At 55.1% G+C, this 18,357-nt stretch carries 23 protein-coding genes; 11 read left to right on the forward strand and 12 right to left on the reverse strand.

The genetic code is table 11. From position 1 onward, the window contains the following. Positions 1 to 111 precede the first annotated feature (111 nt). Complete coding sequence (pmbA, locus tag ELY38_RS17585) at positions 112 to 1,452, forward strand: metalloprotease PmbA (RefSeq protein ID WP_127063463.1); 1,341 nt, start codon at positions 112 to 114, stop codon at positions 1,450 to 1,452. 2 nt (positions 1,453 to 1,454) lie between these two features. Here pmbA and ELY38_RS17590 read toward each other — a convergent pair whose 3' ends face one another. The 10 genes from ELY38_RS17590 to ELY38_RS17635 all read right to left on the reverse strand — a co-directional run bounded on the left by ELY38_RS17590 (position 1,455) and on the right by ELY38_RS17635 (position 8,557). Next, a complete protein-coding gene (locus tag ELY38_RS17590) occupies positions 1,455 to 1,724 on the reverse strand; it encodes an HPr family phosphocarrier protein (protein WP_127063464.1) in 270 nt (89 codons plus the stop codon). Positions 1,725 to 1,756: 32 nt separating this feature from the next. Beyond that, the gene (gene rapZ / locus ELY38_RS17595) at positions 1,757 to 2,677 is read right to left on the reverse strand and encodes an RNase adapter RapZ (protein WP_127063465.1); all 921 of its coding nucleotides are present in this window, start codon (positions 2,675 to 2,677) and stop codon (positions 1,757 to 1,759) included. Positions 2,678 to 2,730: 53 nt separating this feature from the next. Continuing rightward, entirely contained in the window at positions 2,731 to 3,201 is a 471-nt protein-coding gene (locus ELY38_RS17600; protein ID WP_127063466.1) for a PTS sugar transporter subunit IIA, read from the reverse strand. A 4-nt stretch (positions 3,202 to 3,205) separates the two neighbouring features. After that, on the reverse strand, positions 3,206 to 3,514 hold the full coding sequence (gene hpf / locus ELY38_RS17605) for a ribosome hibernation-promoting factor, HPF/YfiA family (protein WP_127063467.1): 309 nt from the start codon (positions 3,512 to 3,514) through the stop codon (positions 3,206 to 3,208). Between the two features lie 124 nt (positions 3,515 to 3,638). Beyond that, positions 3,639 to 5,054: an RNA polymerase factor sigma-54 gene (locus ELY38_RS17610; RefSeq protein WP_127063468.1), complete on the reverse strand. Its 1,416-nt coding sequence runs from the start codon at positions 5,052 to 5,054 to the stop codon at positions 3,639 to 3,641. Positions 5,055 to 5,159: 105 nt separating this feature from the next. Next, entirely contained in the window at positions 5,160 to 5,909 is a 750-nt protein-coding gene (gene lptB, locus ELY38_RS17615; protein ID WP_222845168.1) for an LPS export ABC transporter ATP-binding protein, read from the reverse strand. Positions 5,910 to 5,918: 9 nt separating this feature from the next. Next, the gene (gene lptA / locus ELY38_RS17620; RefSeq protein ID WP_127063469.1) at positions 5,919 to 6,410 is read right to left on the reverse strand and encodes a lipopolysaccharide transport periplasmic protein LptA; all 492 of its coding nucleotides are present in this window, start codon (positions 6,408 to 6,410) and stop codon (positions 5,919 to 5,921) included. A gap of 8 nt (positions 6,411 to 6,418) precedes the next feature. After that, positions 6,419 to 6,991 (reverse strand): LPS export ABC transporter periplasmic protein LptC, encoded by a 573-nt coding sequence (lptC, locus tag ELY38_RS17625; protein ID WP_127063470.1) that lies wholly within the window; start codon positions 6,989 to 6,991, stop codon positions 6,419 to 6,421. Further along, entirely contained in the window at positions 6,991 to 7,533 is a 543-nt protein-coding gene (locus tag ELY38_RS17630; protein ID WP_127063471.1) for a KdsC family phosphatase, read from the reverse strand. The genes lptC and ELY38_RS17630 overlap by 1 nt, the downstream gene beginning before the upstream one ends. Before the next feature lie 37 nt (positions 7,534 to 7,570). Continuing rightward, on the reverse strand, positions 7,571 to 8,557 hold the full coding sequence (locus tag ELY38_RS17635; protein ID WP_127063472.1) for a KpsF/GutQ family sugar-phosphate isomerase: 987 nt from the start codon (positions 8,555 to 8,557) through the stop codon (positions 7,571 to 7,573). Between the two features lie 246 nt (positions 8,558 to 8,803). Here ELY38_RS17635 and ELY38_RS17640 point away from each other — a divergent pair, with 246 nt between their 5' ends. From ELY38_RS17640 to hisD, 9 genes are all read left to right on the forward strand, one after another. Then, positions 8,804 to 9,625, forward strand: a complete 822-nt coding sequence (locus ELY38_RS17640) for an ABC transporter ATP-binding protein (RefSeq protein WP_127063473.1) — start codon at positions 8,804 to 8,806, stop codon at positions 9,623 to 9,625. Next, positions 9,625 to 10,425: a lipid asymmetry maintenance ABC transporter permease subunit MlaE gene (gene mlaE, locus ELY38_RS17645; protein ID WP_127063474.1), complete on the forward strand. Its 801-nt coding sequence runs from the start codon at positions 9,625 to 9,627 to the stop codon at positions 10,423 to 10,425. Before ELY38_RS17640 ends, mlaE begins: the two co-directional genes overlap by 1 nt. A gap of 16 nt (positions 10,426 to 10,441) precedes the next feature. Continuing rightward, on the forward strand, positions 10,442 to 10,906 hold the full coding sequence (mlaD, locus tag ELY38_RS17650; RefSeq protein WP_127063475.1) for an outer membrane lipid asymmetry maintenance protein MlaD: 465 nt from the start codon (positions 10,442 to 10,444) through the stop codon (positions 10,904 to 10,906). A 23-nt stretch (positions 10,907 to 10,929) separates the two neighbouring features. Then, on the forward strand, positions 10,930 to 11,586 hold the full coding sequence (locus ELY38_RS17655) for an MlaC/ttg2D family ABC transporter substrate-binding protein (protein WP_127063544.1): 657 nt from the start codon (positions 10,930 to 10,932) through the stop codon (positions 11,584 to 11,586). Next, positions 11,583 to 11,915, forward strand: coding sequence for an STAS domain-containing protein (locus ELY38_RS17660; protein WP_127063476.1), 333 nt, complete (start codon positions 11,583 to 11,585; stop codon positions 11,913 to 11,915). The genes ELY38_RS17655 and ELY38_RS17660 overlap by 4 nt, the downstream gene beginning before the upstream one ends. 108 nt (positions 11,916 to 12,023) lie before the next feature. Further along, complete coding sequence (locus ELY38_RS17665) at positions 12,024 to 12,275, forward strand: BolA family protein (protein ID WP_127063477.1); 252 nt, start codon at positions 12,024 to 12,026, stop codon at positions 12,273 to 12,275. 10 nt (positions 12,276 to 12,285) lie between these two features. Beyond that, positions 12,286 to 13,548, forward strand: coding sequence for a UDP-N-acetylglucosamine 1-carboxyvinyltransferase (gene murA, locus ELY38_RS17670; RefSeq protein WP_127063478.1), 1,263 nt, complete (start codon positions 12,286 to 12,288; stop codon positions 13,546 to 13,548). 28 nt (positions 13,549 to 13,576) lie between these two features. Next, positions 13,577 to 14,230 (forward strand): ATP phosphoribosyltransferase, encoded by a 654-nt coding sequence (gene hisG / locus ELY38_RS17675; protein WP_127063479.1) that lies wholly within the window; start codon positions 13,577 to 13,579, stop codon positions 14,228 to 14,230. Positions 14,231 to 14,243: 13 nt separating this feature from the next. Then, positions 14,244 to 15,575 (forward strand): histidinol dehydrogenase, encoded by a 1,332-nt coding sequence (hisD, locus tag ELY38_RS17680; protein ID WP_185859014.1) that lies wholly within the window; start codon positions 14,244 to 14,246, stop codon positions 15,573 to 15,575. A 16-nt stretch (positions 15,576 to 15,591) separates the two neighbouring features. On the opposite strand, the gene ELY38_RS17685 is transcribed toward hisD, so the two are convergent. Next, positions 15,592 to 16,836 carry a Do family serine endopeptidase gene (locus ELY38_RS17685; protein ID WP_127063480.1) on the reverse strand — a complete coding sequence of 415 codons (1,245 nt, stop codon included), beginning with the start codon at positions 16,834 to 16,836 and terminating at the stop codon, positions 15,592 to 15,594. A gap of 136 nt (positions 16,837 to 16,972) precedes the next feature. Here ELY38_RS17685 and ELY38_RS17690 point away from each other — a divergent pair, with 136 nt between their 5' ends. Next, entirely contained in the window at positions 16,973 to 17,734 is a 762-nt protein-coding gene (locus ELY38_RS17690; protein WP_127063481.1) for a Nif3-like dinuclear metal center hexameric protein, read from the forward strand. Positions 17,735 to 17,799: 65 nt separating this feature from the next. Here ELY38_RS17690 and ELY38_RS17695 read toward each other — a convergent pair whose 3' ends face one another. Further along, positions 17,800 to 18,261, reverse strand: coding sequence for a ZapG family protein (locus tag ELY38_RS17695; RefSeq protein WP_127063482.1), 462 nt, complete (start codon positions 18,259 to 18,261; stop codon positions 17,800 to 17,802). Positions 18,262 to 18,357 lie beyond the last annotated feature (96 nt).

Here is an 18,357-nt window from a genome sequence, read left to right on the forward strand (position 1 = left end):
TGGGCTCACTAACTAAGTAGGGCTCGCTGACAAGATTCGTTGGCAGCATTATATCAGGCTGCGACCATAACATTGATTCGCCGAGGTGATTCAGGCGAAAAAGGAGGCCATATGGCACAGGCATTTGATGCATCCTCGCAGCAGGCTCTATTGACGGCGCGTGCAGAAGAGGCGCTGTCCCTGGCCAAACGGCTGGGTGCAGATGCCGCCGAGGTGGGCGCGAGCATCGATCAGGGCATAGGTATAAGCGTGCGCTTGGGTGAGGTGGAAACGGTAGAGCTTTCCCGCGATCAGGGGATAGCGGTTACCCTTTATGTGGGAAAACGCAAGGGCAGCGCGTCCTCCAGCGATGCAAGCTCCGCCTCTATTCAGGCGGCTGTTGAGAAAGCCCTGGCGATTGCTCGCTACACCGGTGAAGACCCGGCGGCAGGCCTGGCCGATGCTGACCAGATGGCAACCGAATTGCCTGATCTCAAGGTGCATTACCCTTGGACGCTGACCACCGACCAGGCCATTGAGATAGCGCTTGCCTGTGAGCAGGCGGGGCGCGATGTTGAAGGCATTAGCCAGTCGGAAGGCGCGTCGCTTTCAAGCGGTGAAGGTGTGCGGGTATATGCCAATAGTCATGGTTTTTTGGGCACTCAGAAGGGCAGCAGCCATTCGCTCTCCTGCATGTTAATTGCCCAAGACGCAAACGGCATGCAGCGCGACTACGACTACACCTCCTCGCGCAATCCTCAGGCGCTGCGTGACCCAGCAGACGTAGGGCGTGAAGCCGCTGCCCGCACGCTGAGAAGATTAGGCGCAAAGCGGCCGCCTACGGGAACGTTTCCCATTCTGTTTGACCCATCGCTGTCTGCTGGACTGGTCGGCCATCTGCTAAGCGCGCTGGCCGGTGGTGCTTTGTACCGCCAGTCCTCTTTCCTGTGTGATCGCTTGGGAACGCCCCTCTTTCCCGAGTGGTTCAGCCTGGAAGAGCGCCCCATGGAGGTAGGTGCCATGGCAAGTACGCCGTTTGATGGCGAGGGCGTTCAAACCCGTAATAACCGCTTTATTGATCGGGGAAGTATCGCAAGCTACATGCTCTCTTCCTACAGCGCCCGTCGCCTGGGTATGCAGACGACGGGTAATGCGGGTGGCGCGCGAAATGTGCGCCTTGACGCTCCACTGAAAACGCGCGAAGCGCTGCTCAAGGAAATGGGCCGGGGTATCTGGGTAACGGAGCTGATGGGGCAAGGGGTCAACGGGGTAACCGGCGATTACTCTCGCGGAGCAGCCGGTTTCTGGGTCGAAAATGGCGAGATTCAGTACCCTATCGAGGAATTTACCATTGCCGGAAACCTGGAGCGCATGTTTTCAGGGCTAGTGGGTATCGGCAGTGATATAGATACACGGGGAAGCATTCATACGGGCAGTTGGCTGATTGATGCAATGACGGTAGCGGGCAGTTAACGCTACTGATCTTCGTCAAAACGGGCATCGAACAGCGCTTGTATCGCTTCAAGCGCCTGTTCGGCGTCCTCGCCTTCGGCATGAATACGCAGTTGGGTGCCGCAGGGGGCTGCCAGCATCAGAAGCGACATGATATTGGCGGCATCGGCCATCTGCTGTTGCTTGTATACGTGAATCCTGGCAGCGTACTGCTGACCGCACTTGACCAGTTTGGTCGCGGCACGGGCATGTAGACCGCGTTGATTGCTAAGCGTTAAGGTTCTTTCTGGCACCCTGGTTCCCTTTCTCCGAGTGGTGTCATCAACTATTTGTGTTCGTCTAGCAGGCTGATATCAAGCGGCTCTGGCTGCGGTTCACTTAACGTGTATTGTAGCCCCAGCTCACGATGGCGCAGCTGAACTTCGCCTATCTGAGGAGCCAACTTCTGAGCCAGCTGTTCGGCTATATACACGGAGCGGTGCTGACCACCCGTACAGCCAATCGCGACCGTCATATAGCTACGCTGACTGTTTCGATAAGCAGGCAGCCAGCGTTCAAGCAATGCCTGAATGTCGTTGATCATGTCTTTGACGATAGGATAGCCGCGCAGAAAGGCGATTATCGTGGCATCTCGGCCCGTATACTGACGTAACGTGGGGTCCCAGTAAGGGTTGGGCAGGCAACGCACATCAAATACCAGATCGGCATCCATAGGTACGCCCCGCTTGTAACCAAATGACTCGAAGGTAAGCGTGAGCTGATCTTTACGCTGGTGGGCAACCTGGTCGGTAATGCGGCGGCGCAGGTCATGTACCGAGAGGCGTGAAGTGTCTATCAGCAGATCGGCTAGATCACGTATCTCGTTAAGCGTTTCTTCCTCTTTGCTGATCGCTTCTTCAAGCGTCATATTGCTATCGCGCGTTAAAGGATGGCGGCGGCGCGTGGCAGAGTAGCGCTCAAGCAGAATGCGCGCATCGGTGGTCAGATAGATAACCTGAAACTCGATGGGGCGCTGACGCAGCTCTTCCAAAAGCGTGGGCAGCCGTTCAAGCGCTGCGGGAAGGTTGCGCGCATCGATACTCACTGCCAGATGCGTGCGACCACCTTCTTCGCGAAGCTCATCTACCAGTGACCCCAGCAGCATGGCAGGAAGGTTGTCGATAGCGTAGTAGCCAACATCTTCCAATGCTTGCAGCGCAATAGACTTGCCAGACCCTGAACGGCCGCTAATGATCACCAGTTGCATAGTGGGTCTCTTTGCATGAAGGTAAAGCGAGAAAATACGTAAGCTGCAAAGAATTAAGACGCAGCCTGTTCACGGATCTTGTTGGAAAGCAGGTCAAGCAGTTCACGCTGACTGCTGGTTTTTCGAAGCGCTTGACGCGTGCCTGCATCATTCATAATGGTGGCTACCTGGCCAAGTAATGACAGGTGCGTATCATCCGCCTCTTCAGGAACGAGCAGCACAAAGACCAGATCCACCGGATCGCCATCAATGGCGTCAAAATCGACGGGTTCTGACAGCTTGAGAAAGCCCGCAATAGGTGTTGCACAATGTGGGCTTCGCGCATGGGGAATGGCAACGCCGTTGCCAATTCCTGTACTGCCAAGACGTTCCCGGCCAATCAAGCGGCTGAAAACTTCCTGGCTATCCAGGCTAGGTGTGTTTTGAGCGATAAAGGTGCTGAAAAATTCCAGCACCCGTTTTTTGCTGCCCCCAGGCACGTCGTAAAGCACGCGCTCCGGGGGGAGGATGGTTTCCAACGTCATTGAATTAACGCACGCCTGCGCCTTGGGCGCGGGCTTGTGCTTTTTCCTTATGCTTAACGAGTTGACGATCGATTTTGTCTGCTAATGCGTCAATGGCGGCATACATGTCGTTATCAAGCGCATCGGCATATAAGTCGGCTCCTGCCGCATGAAGGTTGCACGCCGCCTGCTGGCGCTCCTTCTCAATGGATAAGGTTACTTGTACCGTAGTGATGTTGTCGTAATGACGTTCGACGCGTTCAAGCTTTTCATTAACATAGTCACGCAAGGCGTCAGTCAGTTCTACATGATGACCAGTGATGTTTACTTGCATTGACGTGCTCCTTATCCATCGGACTGTATTTCGATTGTAACCCTTTTTACGGTATTGCAAAGCCCTTGAGACGAGTTTTGCCTTTTCAGTCTGAAAAGTGATTGTAAAAGACTGCGTTAAACAACTATCTCAAGCGGCGACGTTCACTCGAAGACGGAATGCCCAGCGACTCGCGATATTTGGCAACAGTACGCCGAGCCACCGTAATGCCGCCTTCCTCCAGTAGCGTCACTAAGCGGCTGTCAGACAGTGGCTTGCCGGGTGGCTCGTCCTGAATCAGCTTTTTAAGTCGGGCACGAATAGCCGTACTTGAGTGGCTGTCGCCACCGTCCTGACCGCTAATCTGACTGGAGAAAAAGTATTTAAGTTCGAAAACGCCGCGCGGCGTATGAATATATTTTTGCGTCGTCACCCGCGAAATGGTGGATTCATGCATTTCCACGGCTTCGGCAATGTCAGCAAGAATCAGTGGCTTCATAGCTTCTTCACCCTGCTCTAGGAAACCGATCTGACGGGTGATAATCTCGCGGCCCACGCGTAGCAGCGTATCGTTACGACTGGAAAGACTCTTGATCAGCCAGCGCGCTTCCTGCAGGTGCTCTTTGAGAAACTGGTTATCCTGACTCTTGTCCGCCCGCTTGATCAGGCTTGCATAGTCGGGCTGGATGCGCAGACGGGGCAGAGCCTCGGGGTTAAGCTCAAGATGCCAGCCTTCGTTATCGTGACGCACCACCAGGTCCGGTGTAATGTAGCTATCGTCGGTAATTCCATAAGCACTGCCGGGGCGCGGGTCAAGGTTGCGGATCAGACTTACCACATCCTCCAGTTGCTCGTCATCAAGCCCCAGACGCCGCTTTAGTAGCCGCATGTCGTTCTTGCCCAGCGCTTCTAGAAACTGACGAACCAGACGGCGTGCGGGTACCAGTAGGGGCGTGTCGTCGGGTAGGGTAGCCAACTGAAGCATCAGGCATTCGCGCAGATCACGGGCGAAAACGCCGGTAGGTTCAAACTGCTGCAGGCGCAGCAAAATGGTTTCCATCTCACGCAGGTTGAGTCCTTCAAGACCCTGAGCGCGCAACCCGTCACGAATATCGTTGAGCGGCTGCATTAAATAGCCGTTGGCATCCAGCGCATCAATCAGGCTTTCGGCTACCAGCTGTTCGCGGGCATTGAAATCGGTCATGGCCAGCTGCCAGAGCAAGTGCCCGTGCAGGCTTTGTCCGGCAGCCTGACGTTCAAAGTCCGGGCCATCGCTGCCTCCGGCTGAGCTTGCCATGTCTTGGTAAGTATCAGACCAGTCGCTATCCACCGAGAGTTCGTTTGGAATGCTTTCTGACCACTCCGCTTCCTGGGGCTCAACGGTGGCTTGTTCGCCGAATTCGTCTTCCTGTTCCAGCATTGGGTTGGCATCCAATGCCTGCTGAATTTCCTGGCGCAGATCCAATGTGGATAGCTGTAACAGGGCAATTGCCTGCTGCAGCTGAGGTGTCATGGTCAGCTGCGTACCGATACGCAATTGGAGAGAAGCTTTCATGACCATCTGAGAACCACTCGTTAATCGGAAAGCTTCACACTAGTGCGAGTCATGCCCATGTGCAAGTGCAATAAGCATGCCAGTGGTAATAATTTTGCTGCAGGTCACTGTTTAGAGACGAAAATCAGCGCCCAAATAGACCTCTCTTACTTTTTGATTATTGAGGATGGTTTCGGGACTGCCGCCAGCAATGATATGGCCGTCGCCCACGATGTAGGCAATATCGCAGATATCCAGCGTTTCCCGCACGTTATGGTCGGTAATCAGTACGCCAATATGACGTTTTTTAAGGGCGCGAATAATGCTTTTGATTTCACCCACCGAAATAGGGTCTACCCCGGCAAACGGCTCATCAAGCAAGATAAAGGCAGGCTCTGTGGCCAACGAGCGGGCAATTTCTACCCGGCGTCGCTCGCCTCCTGAAAGGCTCATGCCCAGGTTGTCGCGGATATGGGTGATATGGAAATCTTCCAGAAGGCTTTCCAGGCGCTGCTCGCGTCCAGCGCTATCCAGCTCCTTGCGAGTCTCCAAGATGGCCATGATGTTATCCGCGACCGACAGCTTGCGAAAAATGGACGCTTCCTGGGGAAGATAGCCAATGCCCGCCATAGCACGTTCATGCATGGGGGCGCGGGTGAGGTCCAGCTCATCAATACTCACCGTGCCAGCGTCTGATTTAACAAGGCCCACAATCATGTAAAACGATGTGGTTTTACCTGCACCGTTTGGGCCCAGCAGACCTACCACGCTCCCTTGAGCAATTTCCAGGCTGATATCCTGAACCACCCGGCGACGCTTGTAGCTTTTAGCTAAGTGGTTGGCGTAAAGCGTTTTTATCGGCGCTGATTCCGCAGTAGCCATCGGCTGCTCCTATTGCGCTGGCTGAAGTGTCATACGAATACGCTGCGGCTCACTGCCACTAACATCCGAACGTGCCTGCACGACCTCGCGGTCGATAAAGTACTCAAGACGGCCGCCGTTAAACTGGTCACCACCCTGGGTAAGCTCAGCCTGATCGATAAGCTCAACACGGCGTTCTGCTACATGATAAATCACTCGGCGCCCCCAGCCTTCCATGGGCGTTTCTTCATTTTCTAGCTGATTACGTAGGTAAGCGCGTTCCCCTGTTGCTGTTATCAGGGAGAGTTCGCCGGCTTCATTACGCTGGATTTCAACGCGCTCGCCGCGCAGTTGCATATTGCCCTGGCGAATATCGACATTGCCGGAGTAAACCGCTGTGCCGGCGCGCTGATCAAGGTCTAGCCGGTCGGCCTCAACTTCAACCGGTGCCTGGCTGTTCTGGGCCGCTGCCGATAGCGGCACCGCGAGAGCGAAAAGCGCGGTACGAACAAAAGCTTTCATAGCGACTCCTAAGGGATCTGTGTTGCGGGCGGATGGTGACCGCGTACATTATCAGTTAACCGGACCTGGCTGTCGTCAAGCCAGACATCCATACGTGTTGCACTCATCTGCTGGGGCGGCTGCTGAAGCAGAGCGGGCGCTTCGCTCCAGGCGTGACGCGTCAAGCCATCATAGTGCAACTCTTCAGTATCCAGCTGCCAGCCTTCGGCCGGGGCAAGCAGTCTTGCCTCACCTGAAAGGGTAAGTGCCTGAGTATCTGTATTCAGCGTGCCCTGATTGGCGTTGGCAAGCCACTCGCGATTCTCGTTGTCATACAGGGTGGCTTCAGGTTGGGTTGCTTCGGCCACCGCGCGTTGAGGTATATATATCAACAGAGGCGAGGCCAACGACTGTTCAACCCGGCCGGATTCGCCGAATAGGGTGATTTTCGCATTTTCCAGCACGTGACCGGGTTCTTCAGCCTGAGCGGCCGGGTCGATTGGCCGCTCATTCGGGCTGCGTGGGTCAAGCCAGACCAGCAGCGCCCCCAGGGTGATGATCAGCCCTGCCAGCCAGACGCGTTTTCTGATCTGTTTAAACATTACGGGCGACCGTGCAAGTATGTGTCAAGTACCGAACTCCAATGACCCTGAGCTTCCAGGAGCGTGTCGCATATTTCGCGTACCGCACCATGCCCGCCCAGACGGTCGGTAATCCAGTCCGCGTGGCCATGCATGTAGTCTGGCGCGTTGGGCACCGTTATACCGACGCCTGATCGCTTGATTGGCGCAAGGTCGGGTAGGTCATCACCGCAGTAGGCGACCTGGCTTAAATCCAGGTCCAGGCGCTGGGCGAGCGCTTTCAGCGTGGTGAGTTTATCCTCGCAACCCTGATGGACATGGACGATTCCTAGCGCTTTAGCACGCTGAAGCACCATGGGAGAGTCGCGGCCGGTAATCAACGCCACATGAATGCCGACCCGTTTGAGCAATTTCAGGCCATGGCCATCCTGGGTGTGGAACGCCTTGATCTCGACGCCATCGGTCTGAAAATAAAGCCGCCCATCGGTGAGAACGCCGTCAACATCAAGCGCTAACAAGCGTACGTGGCGAATACGGTCGAGCAAGGCAGTGGGGAGGGCCATCAAAGACTCCTTGTCAGTCAATATTGGGTTAGATTAGCTAAATAACGCCGCTGGCGAGTAAATCATGCATATGCAGCGCACCAATGGGACGCTGATCTTCATCGACTACCGCCAGCGCGGTAATGCGGCTATCTTCCATGATGCGGACGGCTTCGGCGGCCAGAATATCAGGCCCGATGCGCTTGCCTGGACGCGTCATTACCTCATCCACCGTTACTTCTCGTAGGTCATGGAACTGATCCAGTGTACGGCGTAAATCACCATCGGTGTAAACCCCGGCCAGACGCCCTTCACTATCTATCACGCAGGTAAAACCGAGCCCTTGGCGGGTAATTTCAAGTAGCGCATCACGCAGCGGGCTGCCTAGCGCTACCTGGGGCAGGCGTGAGCCATCGTGCATTAAATCCCTGACACGCAGTAGCAGGCGCTTACCCAGGCTGCCGCCGGGGTGGGATAAAGCAAAATCATCGGCTGTAAAGCCGCGGGCTTCGAGCAGGGCAACGGCAAGGGCATCCCCCAAAGCGAGTGCCGCCGTGGTAGAGCTGGTGGGGGCCAGATCAAGCGGGCATGCTTCGCGCTCAACGCCGCTATCCAGGTGCGCATCGGCATGTTTGGCAAGCGTTGATCCAGGCTTGCCTGTCATGCTGATCAGTGGTGTACCCAGGCGTTTTAACAAGGGCAGTAGCGCTGTCACTTCAGCGGTTTCACCCGAGTTGGAAAGCGCCAGCACCACGTCGGTACGTGTAACCATACCAAGATCGCCGTGGCTCGCTTCACCCGGGTGAACAAAAAAGGCAGGGGTGCCGGTGCTGGCAAGTGTGGCAGCCAGCTTTCCTGCAATATGCCCTGATTTGCCCATCCCGGTTACCACCACGCGACCTTGGCAGGCCAGCATTAGCTCACAGGCACGGTCAAAGTTCTCATCAAGCTTGCCTTGAAGGCCGCCAATGGCCGCTTGTTCAATTTGCAGCGTGCGTAAAGCGCTTTCACGCAGTCGGCTAAGAGTGGAAGAGGGCTGGTGCATGAAAATCTCATTTTGGTAAAAACATGATGCGATTAACGAACAAGAATACCATTTTGTGGGCATCTATAAGCATAGCGCTTTAAAGGGTTTTTATGCCGCATTGGAACGCCTGCTCGTCTGTTAGTGCCGTTGGGATTAAGATACGATGTTCGATAATTATTCGAAAACACTGTTTTTAAACTGTAGAATAGGCTTAAAGAATCACAGGCCCGCTCGAATCAAGCGACAATGGGAGTCGAACAACCCATGACAGATGTCCCCTTTATTGAGATTGAAGATGTGCACTTCTCACGTGGGAGTCACGAGATCTTTCGCGGCATTAACATGATTATCCCCCAGGGTAAGGTGACGGCGATCATGGGGCCTAGCGGTACCGGCAAAACAACGCTTTTGAAGTTAATCGGCGGGCAGTTAACGCCCGATCAAGGGAGGATTCTGGTAGATGGGCAGGACGTTCATCGGCTGTCGCGAAAGGCGTTATTTACGTTACGCAAGCGTATGGGCATGCTGTTTCAAAGCGGAGCACTATTTTCTGACTTGGATGTGTTTGAAAATGTGGCGTTTCCGCTGCGAGTACATACCGATTTACCCGACGCAATGATCCGGGATCTGGTGCTGCTCAAACTTGAGGCGGTCGGCTTGCGCGGCGCGCGCCATTTGTCACCTGCCGAGCTTTCTGGCGGGATGGCTAGGCGGGTGGCGCTTGCCAGGGCCATTGCGCTAGACCCAGAGTTGATCCTCTACGATGAGCCCTTTGTCGGACAAGACCCCATTTCCATGGGCGTGCTGGTGCAACTGATCAAGCGGCTTAATGAAGCGCTGGCGCTAACCTCCGTGGTGGTTTCTCACGATATCAAGGAGACCTTGAGCATTGCCGACTATCTTTATTTGCTTGCCGATGGCCAAGTGGTGGCCGAGGGAACGCCACACACTTTGAACGCCAATCAGGACCCACGTGTGAGCCAGTTTGTGCACGGTGAGCCCGATGGCCCTGTGCCGTTCCACTATCCCGCTGAGACGCTTTATAGCGATATTCTTGGCCAAGTTACCGCGACAAGGGCAGGGTAATGCAGTCAAGATTTGAACAAGGCGTTAACCGTATCGTCCGATTGGGGCGTAAAGGGTGTGACGTAATGGAAGCGCTGGGCCGTGCCGGGTTGTTTCTTGGCCAGTCAGCAGTGGGCGTACCTTCCCGGGAGGGATGGTATCTATGGCTTCGCCAAATGCATTTTGTCGGTGTCTTATCACTTGCCATTGTAGTTGTGTCGGGCCTGTTTATTGGCATGGTGCTGGCGCTTCAGGGCTACACCATCTTGGTCGACTTTGGTGCTGAGCAGGCATTGGGGCAAATGGTGGCGCTCTCGCTGCTGCGTGAGCTGGCGCCGGTGGTGGCTGCTTTGCTGTTTGCCGGACGAGCAGGATCGGCGCTGACGGCTGAAATTGGCCTGATGAAAGCGACCGAACAATTGACCAGTATGGAAATGATCGGCGTTGACCCTCTGCGCCGGGTTATCGCGCCAAGGCTTTGGGCCGGGTTCGTGGCCCTGCCGATTCTAACCGTGGGCTTTGGCGTGGTCGGTATCTGGGGTGGCTACCTGGTTGGCGTGCAGTGGTTGGGCGTTTTTGAAGGATCCTATTGGAGTAATATGCAGGCCAGTGTTTCCTTTGTCAGCGATGTCGGTAACGGCATGATCAAGAGCTTGGTCTTTGCGATCGTCGTGACCTGGATTGCGGTTTTCCAAGGCTATGATCTGGTGCCTACATCGGAAGGCATTTCGCGTGCTACCACGCGCACTGTAGTGTATTCGTCGCTTGCGGTACTGGGGCTTGATTTTGTACTGACCGCTGTGATGTTCGGCGGTCTTTGATGGGTGGAGTGATTTCATGAAGCGCAGTAAAACCATGGAGTTTGGCGTAGGTCTGTTCATGCTGGCGGGTATTATAGGGCTGGTGTTTCTGGGTCTACGTGTGAGCGGCCTAAGCCTTGCCGCTCCTTCTGAAACGTTTCGCCTGGATGCCAACTTTGCCAATATCGGCGGTCTTAAACCCCGTGCCCGTGTGACCATGGCAGGTGTCACGGTTGGCCGTGTGGAGTCGATTGATCTGGACACCGAATGGTATGACGCCAAAGTTACTCTACGCTTGGATAGTGGCCTGGAAGGCCAACTCTCCCGAGATACCACTGCGGCAATATTAACTGCCGGTTTATTGGGGGAGCAGTATATTGGTTTAAGCGTGGGTGGCGACCCGGATATGCTGGCGGATGGCGATACCATTCGAGATACCCAGTCAGCGCTGGTGCTTGAAGAACTTATCCAGCAATTTGTATCCAATATGGCAAGTAACTAAGTGTTCTTTACGAGGTGAATATGATGCGTAAAACTACCGTTCCTCTACTTCGCTGGCTGGTCGCCCTGATGGTGCTGGCGCTGGTCTTACCGCTGCAGGCACAGGCACAATCCCAGACGCCTGAAGCGATGATTCGAGAAAATGTTGATGCCCTGATGGGTGAAATCGAGGGTAAAAAGGACTACTACGCCAACAACATAGGCGAACTTAAAGCCTTGGTTGACGATAGCCTTGAAGATGTGGCGGACTTCCGTTATATCGGCGCAAGCGTGATGGGAAACTACTTTCGTAACGCTTCCCCTGAGCAGCGCAGCCGGTTTGCCGATGTCTTTCGTCAGACCCTGATTGATACCTATGCGCGTGGCCTGGTGACGTTTGACTATAAGGATTTGCGCGTGCTGGATACGCAGCGCAGCCAGCGTTATGAAGACCAGGCCAGTGTGGATATGGAAGTTGTCGCCACCAATGGCCAGGTTTACCCGGTAAGCTATAGCCTGCGTCTTTCAAACAACCAGTGGCGGGTTGTTAACGTGATTGTTAACGGCATCAACCTGGGGCTTACCTTCCGCAATCAGTTTGACCAGGCCATGCGCGAAAACAACCGCGACTATGACGCCGTGATTCGCGGCTGGGCACCTGAAATCGGTGTCGAAGAGCTGGAGCAGGGGGGCAATGCGTGACACGCCTGTTGCCACACTCCCTGATCGATCTTGAGGCCGAGCAGAACACATTGCGTGTCGTCGGTGATGTGGGAATGACAGCAGCGGCTGAACTGGCCGCTGCTGGCAAGAAGTGGCTTGAAGCCACGGACGAAAAGAGCGTTGTATTTGATTTCAGCGGCGTTCAAAAGGCCAGCAGTGCCATTATCAGCGTGCTGTTTGAGTGGTTGCGTACCTGTAAGGCACAGAAAATTGCCGTAAGCACAATCATGCTTTCCGCGCCGCTTGAGCGTTTAGCGTCCCTTTCTGAACTTGATGCACTGATTCACTCGCTAGCCCTACCTCTCTAGGGTTGGCACCCTTGGCATCGCCAAGCGTGTCGCTTTTCTTTATTATGTTGCCTCATTGCTTTTATTTGCCAAACTGTTCACCACAACTTCGAAGGAGTTTCCTGTCTCATGCAACCCAATGAGGTAAAAGCACTGCTTGAATCCCGTATCGGTGGATGTGAGTTCCATATTCAGGGCGAGGGCTGTAATTTTCAGGTGATTGCGGTTGGTGAAGCCTTTGAAGGTCTCTCTCCGGTTAAGCGTCAGCAATTGGTCTACTCCGCGTTGAGTGATGAAATTGCCTCGGGCGCGCTGCACGCCATTAGCATTAAAACCTTTACCCCGGCGCAGTGGTCTTCTGCGCCGGAAAACGCCCAGTAATGGCGGCTCCATGGATAAGTTAATCATTACCGGCAACGGGTCGGTCGACGGTGAAGTGTGGGTGAGCGGTGCCAAGAATGCCGCACTGCCTATTTTGTGTGCCAGCCTTTTGGCCGATGGCCCGGTCGTTATCGGCAACCTGCCACACTTGCAGGACATCACCACCACGCTTGAGCTATTGGGCCGTATGGGTGTGGAGCCGGTGATGGGCGAAAAACTCAGCATTCAGTTGGATGGCTCACAGGTAACCCGCTGTCACGCGCCTTATGAGCTGGTCAAGAAAATGCGCGCTTCTATTCTGGTTCTGGGGCCGCTGCTTGCTCACTTTGGTGAGGCCGATGTGTCGCTGCCGGGTGGGTGTGCCATTGGTTCCCGGCCGGTTGATCTGCATATTCGTGGTCTGGAAGCCATGGGCGCTGAGATTCGGGTTGAAAGCGGCTATATTCGTGCCCGTGTGGATGGTCGCCTGAAGGGGGCGACGATCTTCTTCGATACAGTGACGGTAACGGGTACCGAGAACCTGCTGATGGCGGCGACTCTGGCCGACGGTAAAACCATTCTTGAGAACGCGGCGCGTGAACCTGAAATCGTTGATCTGGCCGAGTGCTTGATCAAGATGGGCGCCAATATTCGCGGTCATGGTACTGACACCATCGTGGTTGAAGGCGTTGAGAAGCTTCATGGCTGCCATCACGATGTCATGCCGGATCGTATCGAGACCGGGACGTTTCTGGTGGCGGCGGCAATGACTGGCGGCCGGGTGAAGGTCAAGCGTACGCGGGCTGATATTCTGGAAGCAGTGCTTGCCAAGCTTGAAGAGGCTGGCGCCGAAATTACCACCGGCGATGACTGGATTGCTCTGGACATGAACGGTAAAAGGCCCAAAGCCGTTAATATTCGAACCGCGCCTTATCCGGCTTTCCCGACCGACATGCAGGCCCAGTTTGTTGCCATGAACGCGGTAGCGGTCGGTCATTCTCGGGTGGTGGAAACCATCTTTGAAAACCGCTTCATGCATGTGCAGGAACTCAATCGCATGGGGGCGGACATTGCGCTGGAAGGTAACACCGCTTTAATCAACGGTGTGGAAAAGCTTTCCGGTGCGCCGGTAATGGCCACTGACCTTCGTGCCTCGGCATCGCTAGTCATTGCGGCGATGATGGCGGAGGGCGAAACGCTGGTTGACCGTATCTACCATATTGACCGCGGCTACGAGTGTATTGAAGAGAAACTGCAGTTGCTGGGTGCGCGTATTCGCCGAATTCCCGGCTAAGCCATGCTATTAACCATTGGCCACTACAATGAGTAAGCAACTAATTTTAGCCCTTTCCAAAGGGCGTATTCTGGACGAAACGCTACCTCTGCTCGCTGACGCCGGTATTACGCCAGCGGAAGATCTGGGTAAAAGCCGCAAGCTGTTGTTTGATACCAATTTGGCGGACGTAAAGCTGGTGGTCATTCGGGCAACCGACGTGCCCACCTACGTACAGTTGGGCGCAGCGGATCTGGGCATCGCTGGTAAAGATGTGCTCTTGGAGCATGGCGCCGAGGGACTCTATGAGCCCCTCGACCTGGATATTGCCCGCTGCAAGCTGATGACGGCTGGGGTAACGGGTGAGCAGCCTGCCCATGCTCGCCGACGTGTGGCGACCAAGTTTGTCAATATCGCCAGACGCTACTATGCCGAGCAGGGGATTCAGGCCGAGGTAATCAAGCTTTATGGGGCCATGGAGCTTGCGCCTTTGATGAATCTGGCCGATGAAATTGTCGATATTGTTGATACTGGCAACACGCTGCGTGCCAATGGCATGGAGCCGCGTGAGTTAATTGCGCATATCAGCACACGTCTGGTGGTCAATAAAGCGGCCATGACCATGAAGCATGAACGTATCAAGCCACTTCTGGCACGTTTGGAAAGCGCGGTCAAAAAACGCCAGGCACTGCTTACTAAATGACGCGGGAGTTTTTATGAGCACTATGTCTTCATCCACGGGCTCTTCGTCCATAGTTTCCCGTCTTTCGACGCGCGATGACGCCTTCGAGCAGCGCCTAAATGCGCTTCTGGACTGGGAAGGTGTATCGGATAGCGCCGTTCAGGCGCGTGTTGATGAGATTCTGGCTGACGTCAAACAACGTGGTGATGCCGCCGTTATCGAAGCGACCAATCGCTTTGATCGCCTGTCGGTTGAGAATATGCAGGCGCTGCGCTTGATACCTGATCAGTTGGAGCAGGCCTTCAACAACTTGCCAGCCGAGCAGCGTGAGGCATTAGCCCGCGCGGCTGAGCGAATCAGGGTTTATCATGAGCGCCAAAAACCGAGCTCCTGGCAGTACGAGGAGGCTGATGGCACGGTTCTGGGCCAGCAGGTAACGGCGCTTGACCGGGCAGGTATTTACGTGCCTGGCGGCAAGGCCGCTTATCCCTCATCGGTGTTGATGAATGCGATTCCTGCCCGCGTGGCGGGCGTGCGTGAAATTGTCATGGTAGTGCCTACTCCTGATGGTGTGGTCAACGAGTTGGTGCTGGCCGCGGCGCATCTGGCAGGAGTCGATCACGTCTTTACCATTGGCGGCGCTCAGGCGATTGCCGCTATGGCCTACGGTACGGAAACGGTGCCGCGAGTGGACAAGATCGTCGGCCCGGGCAATATCTATGTCGCAACCGCCAAACGGGCTGTGTTTGGCCAGGTAGGTATCGACATGATTGCAGGACCTTCAGAAATTCTGGTGGTTTCTGACGGACAGACCGATCCTGACTGGCTGGCAATGGATCTATTTTCTCAAGCGGAGCATGACGAGGATGCTCAGGCTATTCTGGTAAGCTGGGATAGTGCGCACCTGGATGCGGTGGCCGAGGCGATTGAGCGTTTGCTACCCACGCTTGAGCGTGAAGGTATTGTGCGGGAATCGCTTAGCCGGCGTGGCGCGCTGGTGCTTTGTCAGGATAAGGCAGAGGCAGTTACCCTGATTAACCGTATTGCACCCGAGCACCTTGAGCTTTCTGTTGATGCGCCTGACACGTGGTTGAATGACGTTCGTCATGCTGGCGCGATCTTTATGGGGCGCTACACCGCAGAGGTGTTGGGGGATTACTGCGCAGGCCCCAATCATGTTCTGCCAACCTCGGGTACGGCGCGATTCTCATCACCGCTTGGCGTTTATGATTTTCAAAAGCGCTCCTCGATTATTAACTGCTCACGCGAAGGTGCCTCTGCGTTAGGTAAAGTCGCGTCGGTATTGGCCCGGGGAGAATCGCTGACCGCCCATGCGCGGTCAGCTGAGTATCGTATCCAAGAATGACCCCTTCAGGTGAACGTTACGAACCGCTCGGACGTTCGCCTGCTGGTGCATTGTTGATAATCGGACGTTCGCCTACATCCAACGTAATATCCATTCGCTCACCGCTACGCACGATGGTAAGCGGCAGAGAAGTGCCGGGCGGTATTGAGGCAATATTGGTCATCGTGGCCCGGGCATCCAGAACCGCCTGGCCGTTGATGGAGAGTAGAATATCGCCCGGTTCCAGGCCAGCCCTATCAGCCGGGCCACCACTTACCACGCCCGCAACAATCACTCCCTGTGGGGTGCGCAGCCCAAACGAGGCCGCAAGCTCCCGCGACAATGCCTGGGCTTCTATACCCAGCCAGCCTCGAATTACCCGTCCCTGCGTCACCAGCTCATCCAATATACTGTGCGCAAGGTTGGCCGGAATGGCAAAGCCAATACCCTGAGAGCCACCAGACCGGGAGAAGATGGCAGTGTTGATGCCTACCAATGCGCCATCAGGATTAACCAGCGCGCCACCTGAATTACCTGGGTTGATAGCCGCGTCGGTCTGAATAAAGTCTTCATAGGCGTTCAAGCCCAAGTGGCTGCGCCCGGTAGCGCTGATAATACCCATGGTAACGGTTTGACCTACACCAAACGGATTGCCGATCGCCAACGCCACATCACCCACAGCCACGTCGGCAGAATCGGTCATTTCAATCACCGGCAAGTCATCAAGACTGATGCGCAGTACGGCTAGATCACTTTCCGGGTCAGTACCTACTACTTCAGCCAGGGTTTCACGGCCATCGCGTAGTGCCACCTGGATTTCATCTGCACCATTAATGACGTGATGATTGGTTAGCACATAGCCATCATGGCTAACGATGACGCCCGAGCCCAGGCTCGATAGCATGCGCTGATGGGTCGTAGCGTCGTCGCCATTGAAAAACTGCTGGAAAAAGGGGTCAGACATTAACGGGTGCTGGTCGCGCTCGACAATGCGCGATGAGTAGATGTTGACTACGGCAGGTGCTGCCTGATTGACTGCATTGGAATAGCTGGCTGGCCCCTGATTGCGCGAGAGCGGCGCGGCCTGGCGGATCTCGGGTGCGGGGCGGTTGCTTACTGGGTCGCTAATATTTACCAGTGGTGAAACAGGCGCTTGTAACGGCGCGGGCGGCTCGCTTTTAAACGGATTGGGCAATGTATCGGGGAATGCAAATAATAGCAGGGCAGCCAGGAGTACCCCGGTCAAAATAGGCCATAAATAAGGCAGCACATAGCGGTGCATGCAAAAAGTCCTCAACGGGTCGGTCTTGTCAAACGATAGGTTCGCGATAACACGAAGCGCGTTTTAGTATGGCATCATGGTAACACTTTCTGGTGTTCATCCTCACGATAGTCAGCGAATCATTAAAGGAGCCTTTGTGACTCATCGCGACCAAATAGTAGCTGCTTGTGATCATCAGCTGCGGGCGTCAACTTTTAAGGATTTCACCATTAACGGTTTGCAGGTCGCCGGGTGCGAGCAGGTAAAGCGGGTGATGAGTGGTGTTACTGCCTGCCAGGCGCTACTGGATGAGGCTGTCGCCTGGCAAGCTGATATGGTGTTGGTTCATCACGGTTATTTTTGGAAAAATGAGCCGGTCGCCATTACCGGCATGAAGCATCGGCGCATCAAAACGTTGATGGATCACGATATTAATCTGGTGGCTTACCATCTGCCCCTGGATGCCCACAGTGAAATGGGTAATAACGCAGAGCTTGCCAGACGTCTGGGTTGGAAAGTGGAAGGTTGCCTGGATGGTGAGCTGGGTGCGGGGCTGCTCTGGTCGGGGCGTCTCCCGCAGCCGCAGCGCATTCACGCTCTGGCGATGCAAATAGCCGGTACGTTACAGCGTACGCCGATGGTTATTGAAGCCGATAATGATAGCGATATTGAACGCATCGCGTGGTGTACGGGGGGCGCGCAGGACATGATTACCGCCGCTTTTGAGGCGGGCGCGCAGGCGTTTGTATCCGGCGAAATCTCCGAGCGCACCACCCATCTGGCGCGCGAGCTGGGGATACACTATATTGCCGCTGGGCACCATGCCACCGAGCGCTATGGCGTGCAGGCCCTAGGCGAGTGGCTGGCCGATGAGTACGCTATCGAACATCGCTTTGTCGACATTGATAACCCCGCCTGACCTGAGGACGGCGGGGGATAAGGAGCCGCTGATGTACGCCTAAACGGTACGTTTGTATTGCTCGTTTAGTAGCGAGGCGGCTGTGGAGCGGTACCGCTCTCTTTCAAGCCAAAGTTCTCTGAAAGTGTACCGTTCTTGCCATCAGCATAGTCCCGGGGAGTAGCCAGGCTGCTCTCCGAATCGAGCGTTGTTGCCTTGGCGGTTTCCGGCTGCGCAGACAGCTGACGCTCCTTAAGTGCGGCAGGGGTGTTGCTGCCCAGATGCCACTGCTGCGCATCTTCCGCAATTTTCTGCTCAAGCTGGTCGGCTTCAACGCGAATGCTGTTCAGGTGCTCAAAAACGCCGGTTAGATGGCTTCCCATGCCTTTTTTGAGTTCAGCAATTTGATGTTCCCGTTCCAGCACTGTTTGGCGTAAGGAAGCGTTGTGTCGCTCCCCCTTGCTGAGCAGGCGATAGCATCCCAAACCGATGATGAAGCCGATGATGATGCCAATAATGGCAAAGGTATAAGGCGAGCTTGCTTCCACAGTTTTCTCCCTGACACTTGGTGGGCCCCGTCACCCGTGAGTGAGCGGCTTGCGAACGAATCAAACCTCATTATAGGCGTTGATTAGTTGGTTAGG

The sequence above is a fragment of the Vreelandella nanhaiensis genome, from assembly GCF_003990185.1.
Lineage (GTDB): Bacteria > Pseudomonadota > Gammaproteobacteria > Pseudomonadales > Halomonadaceae > Vreelandella > Vreelandella nanhaiensis.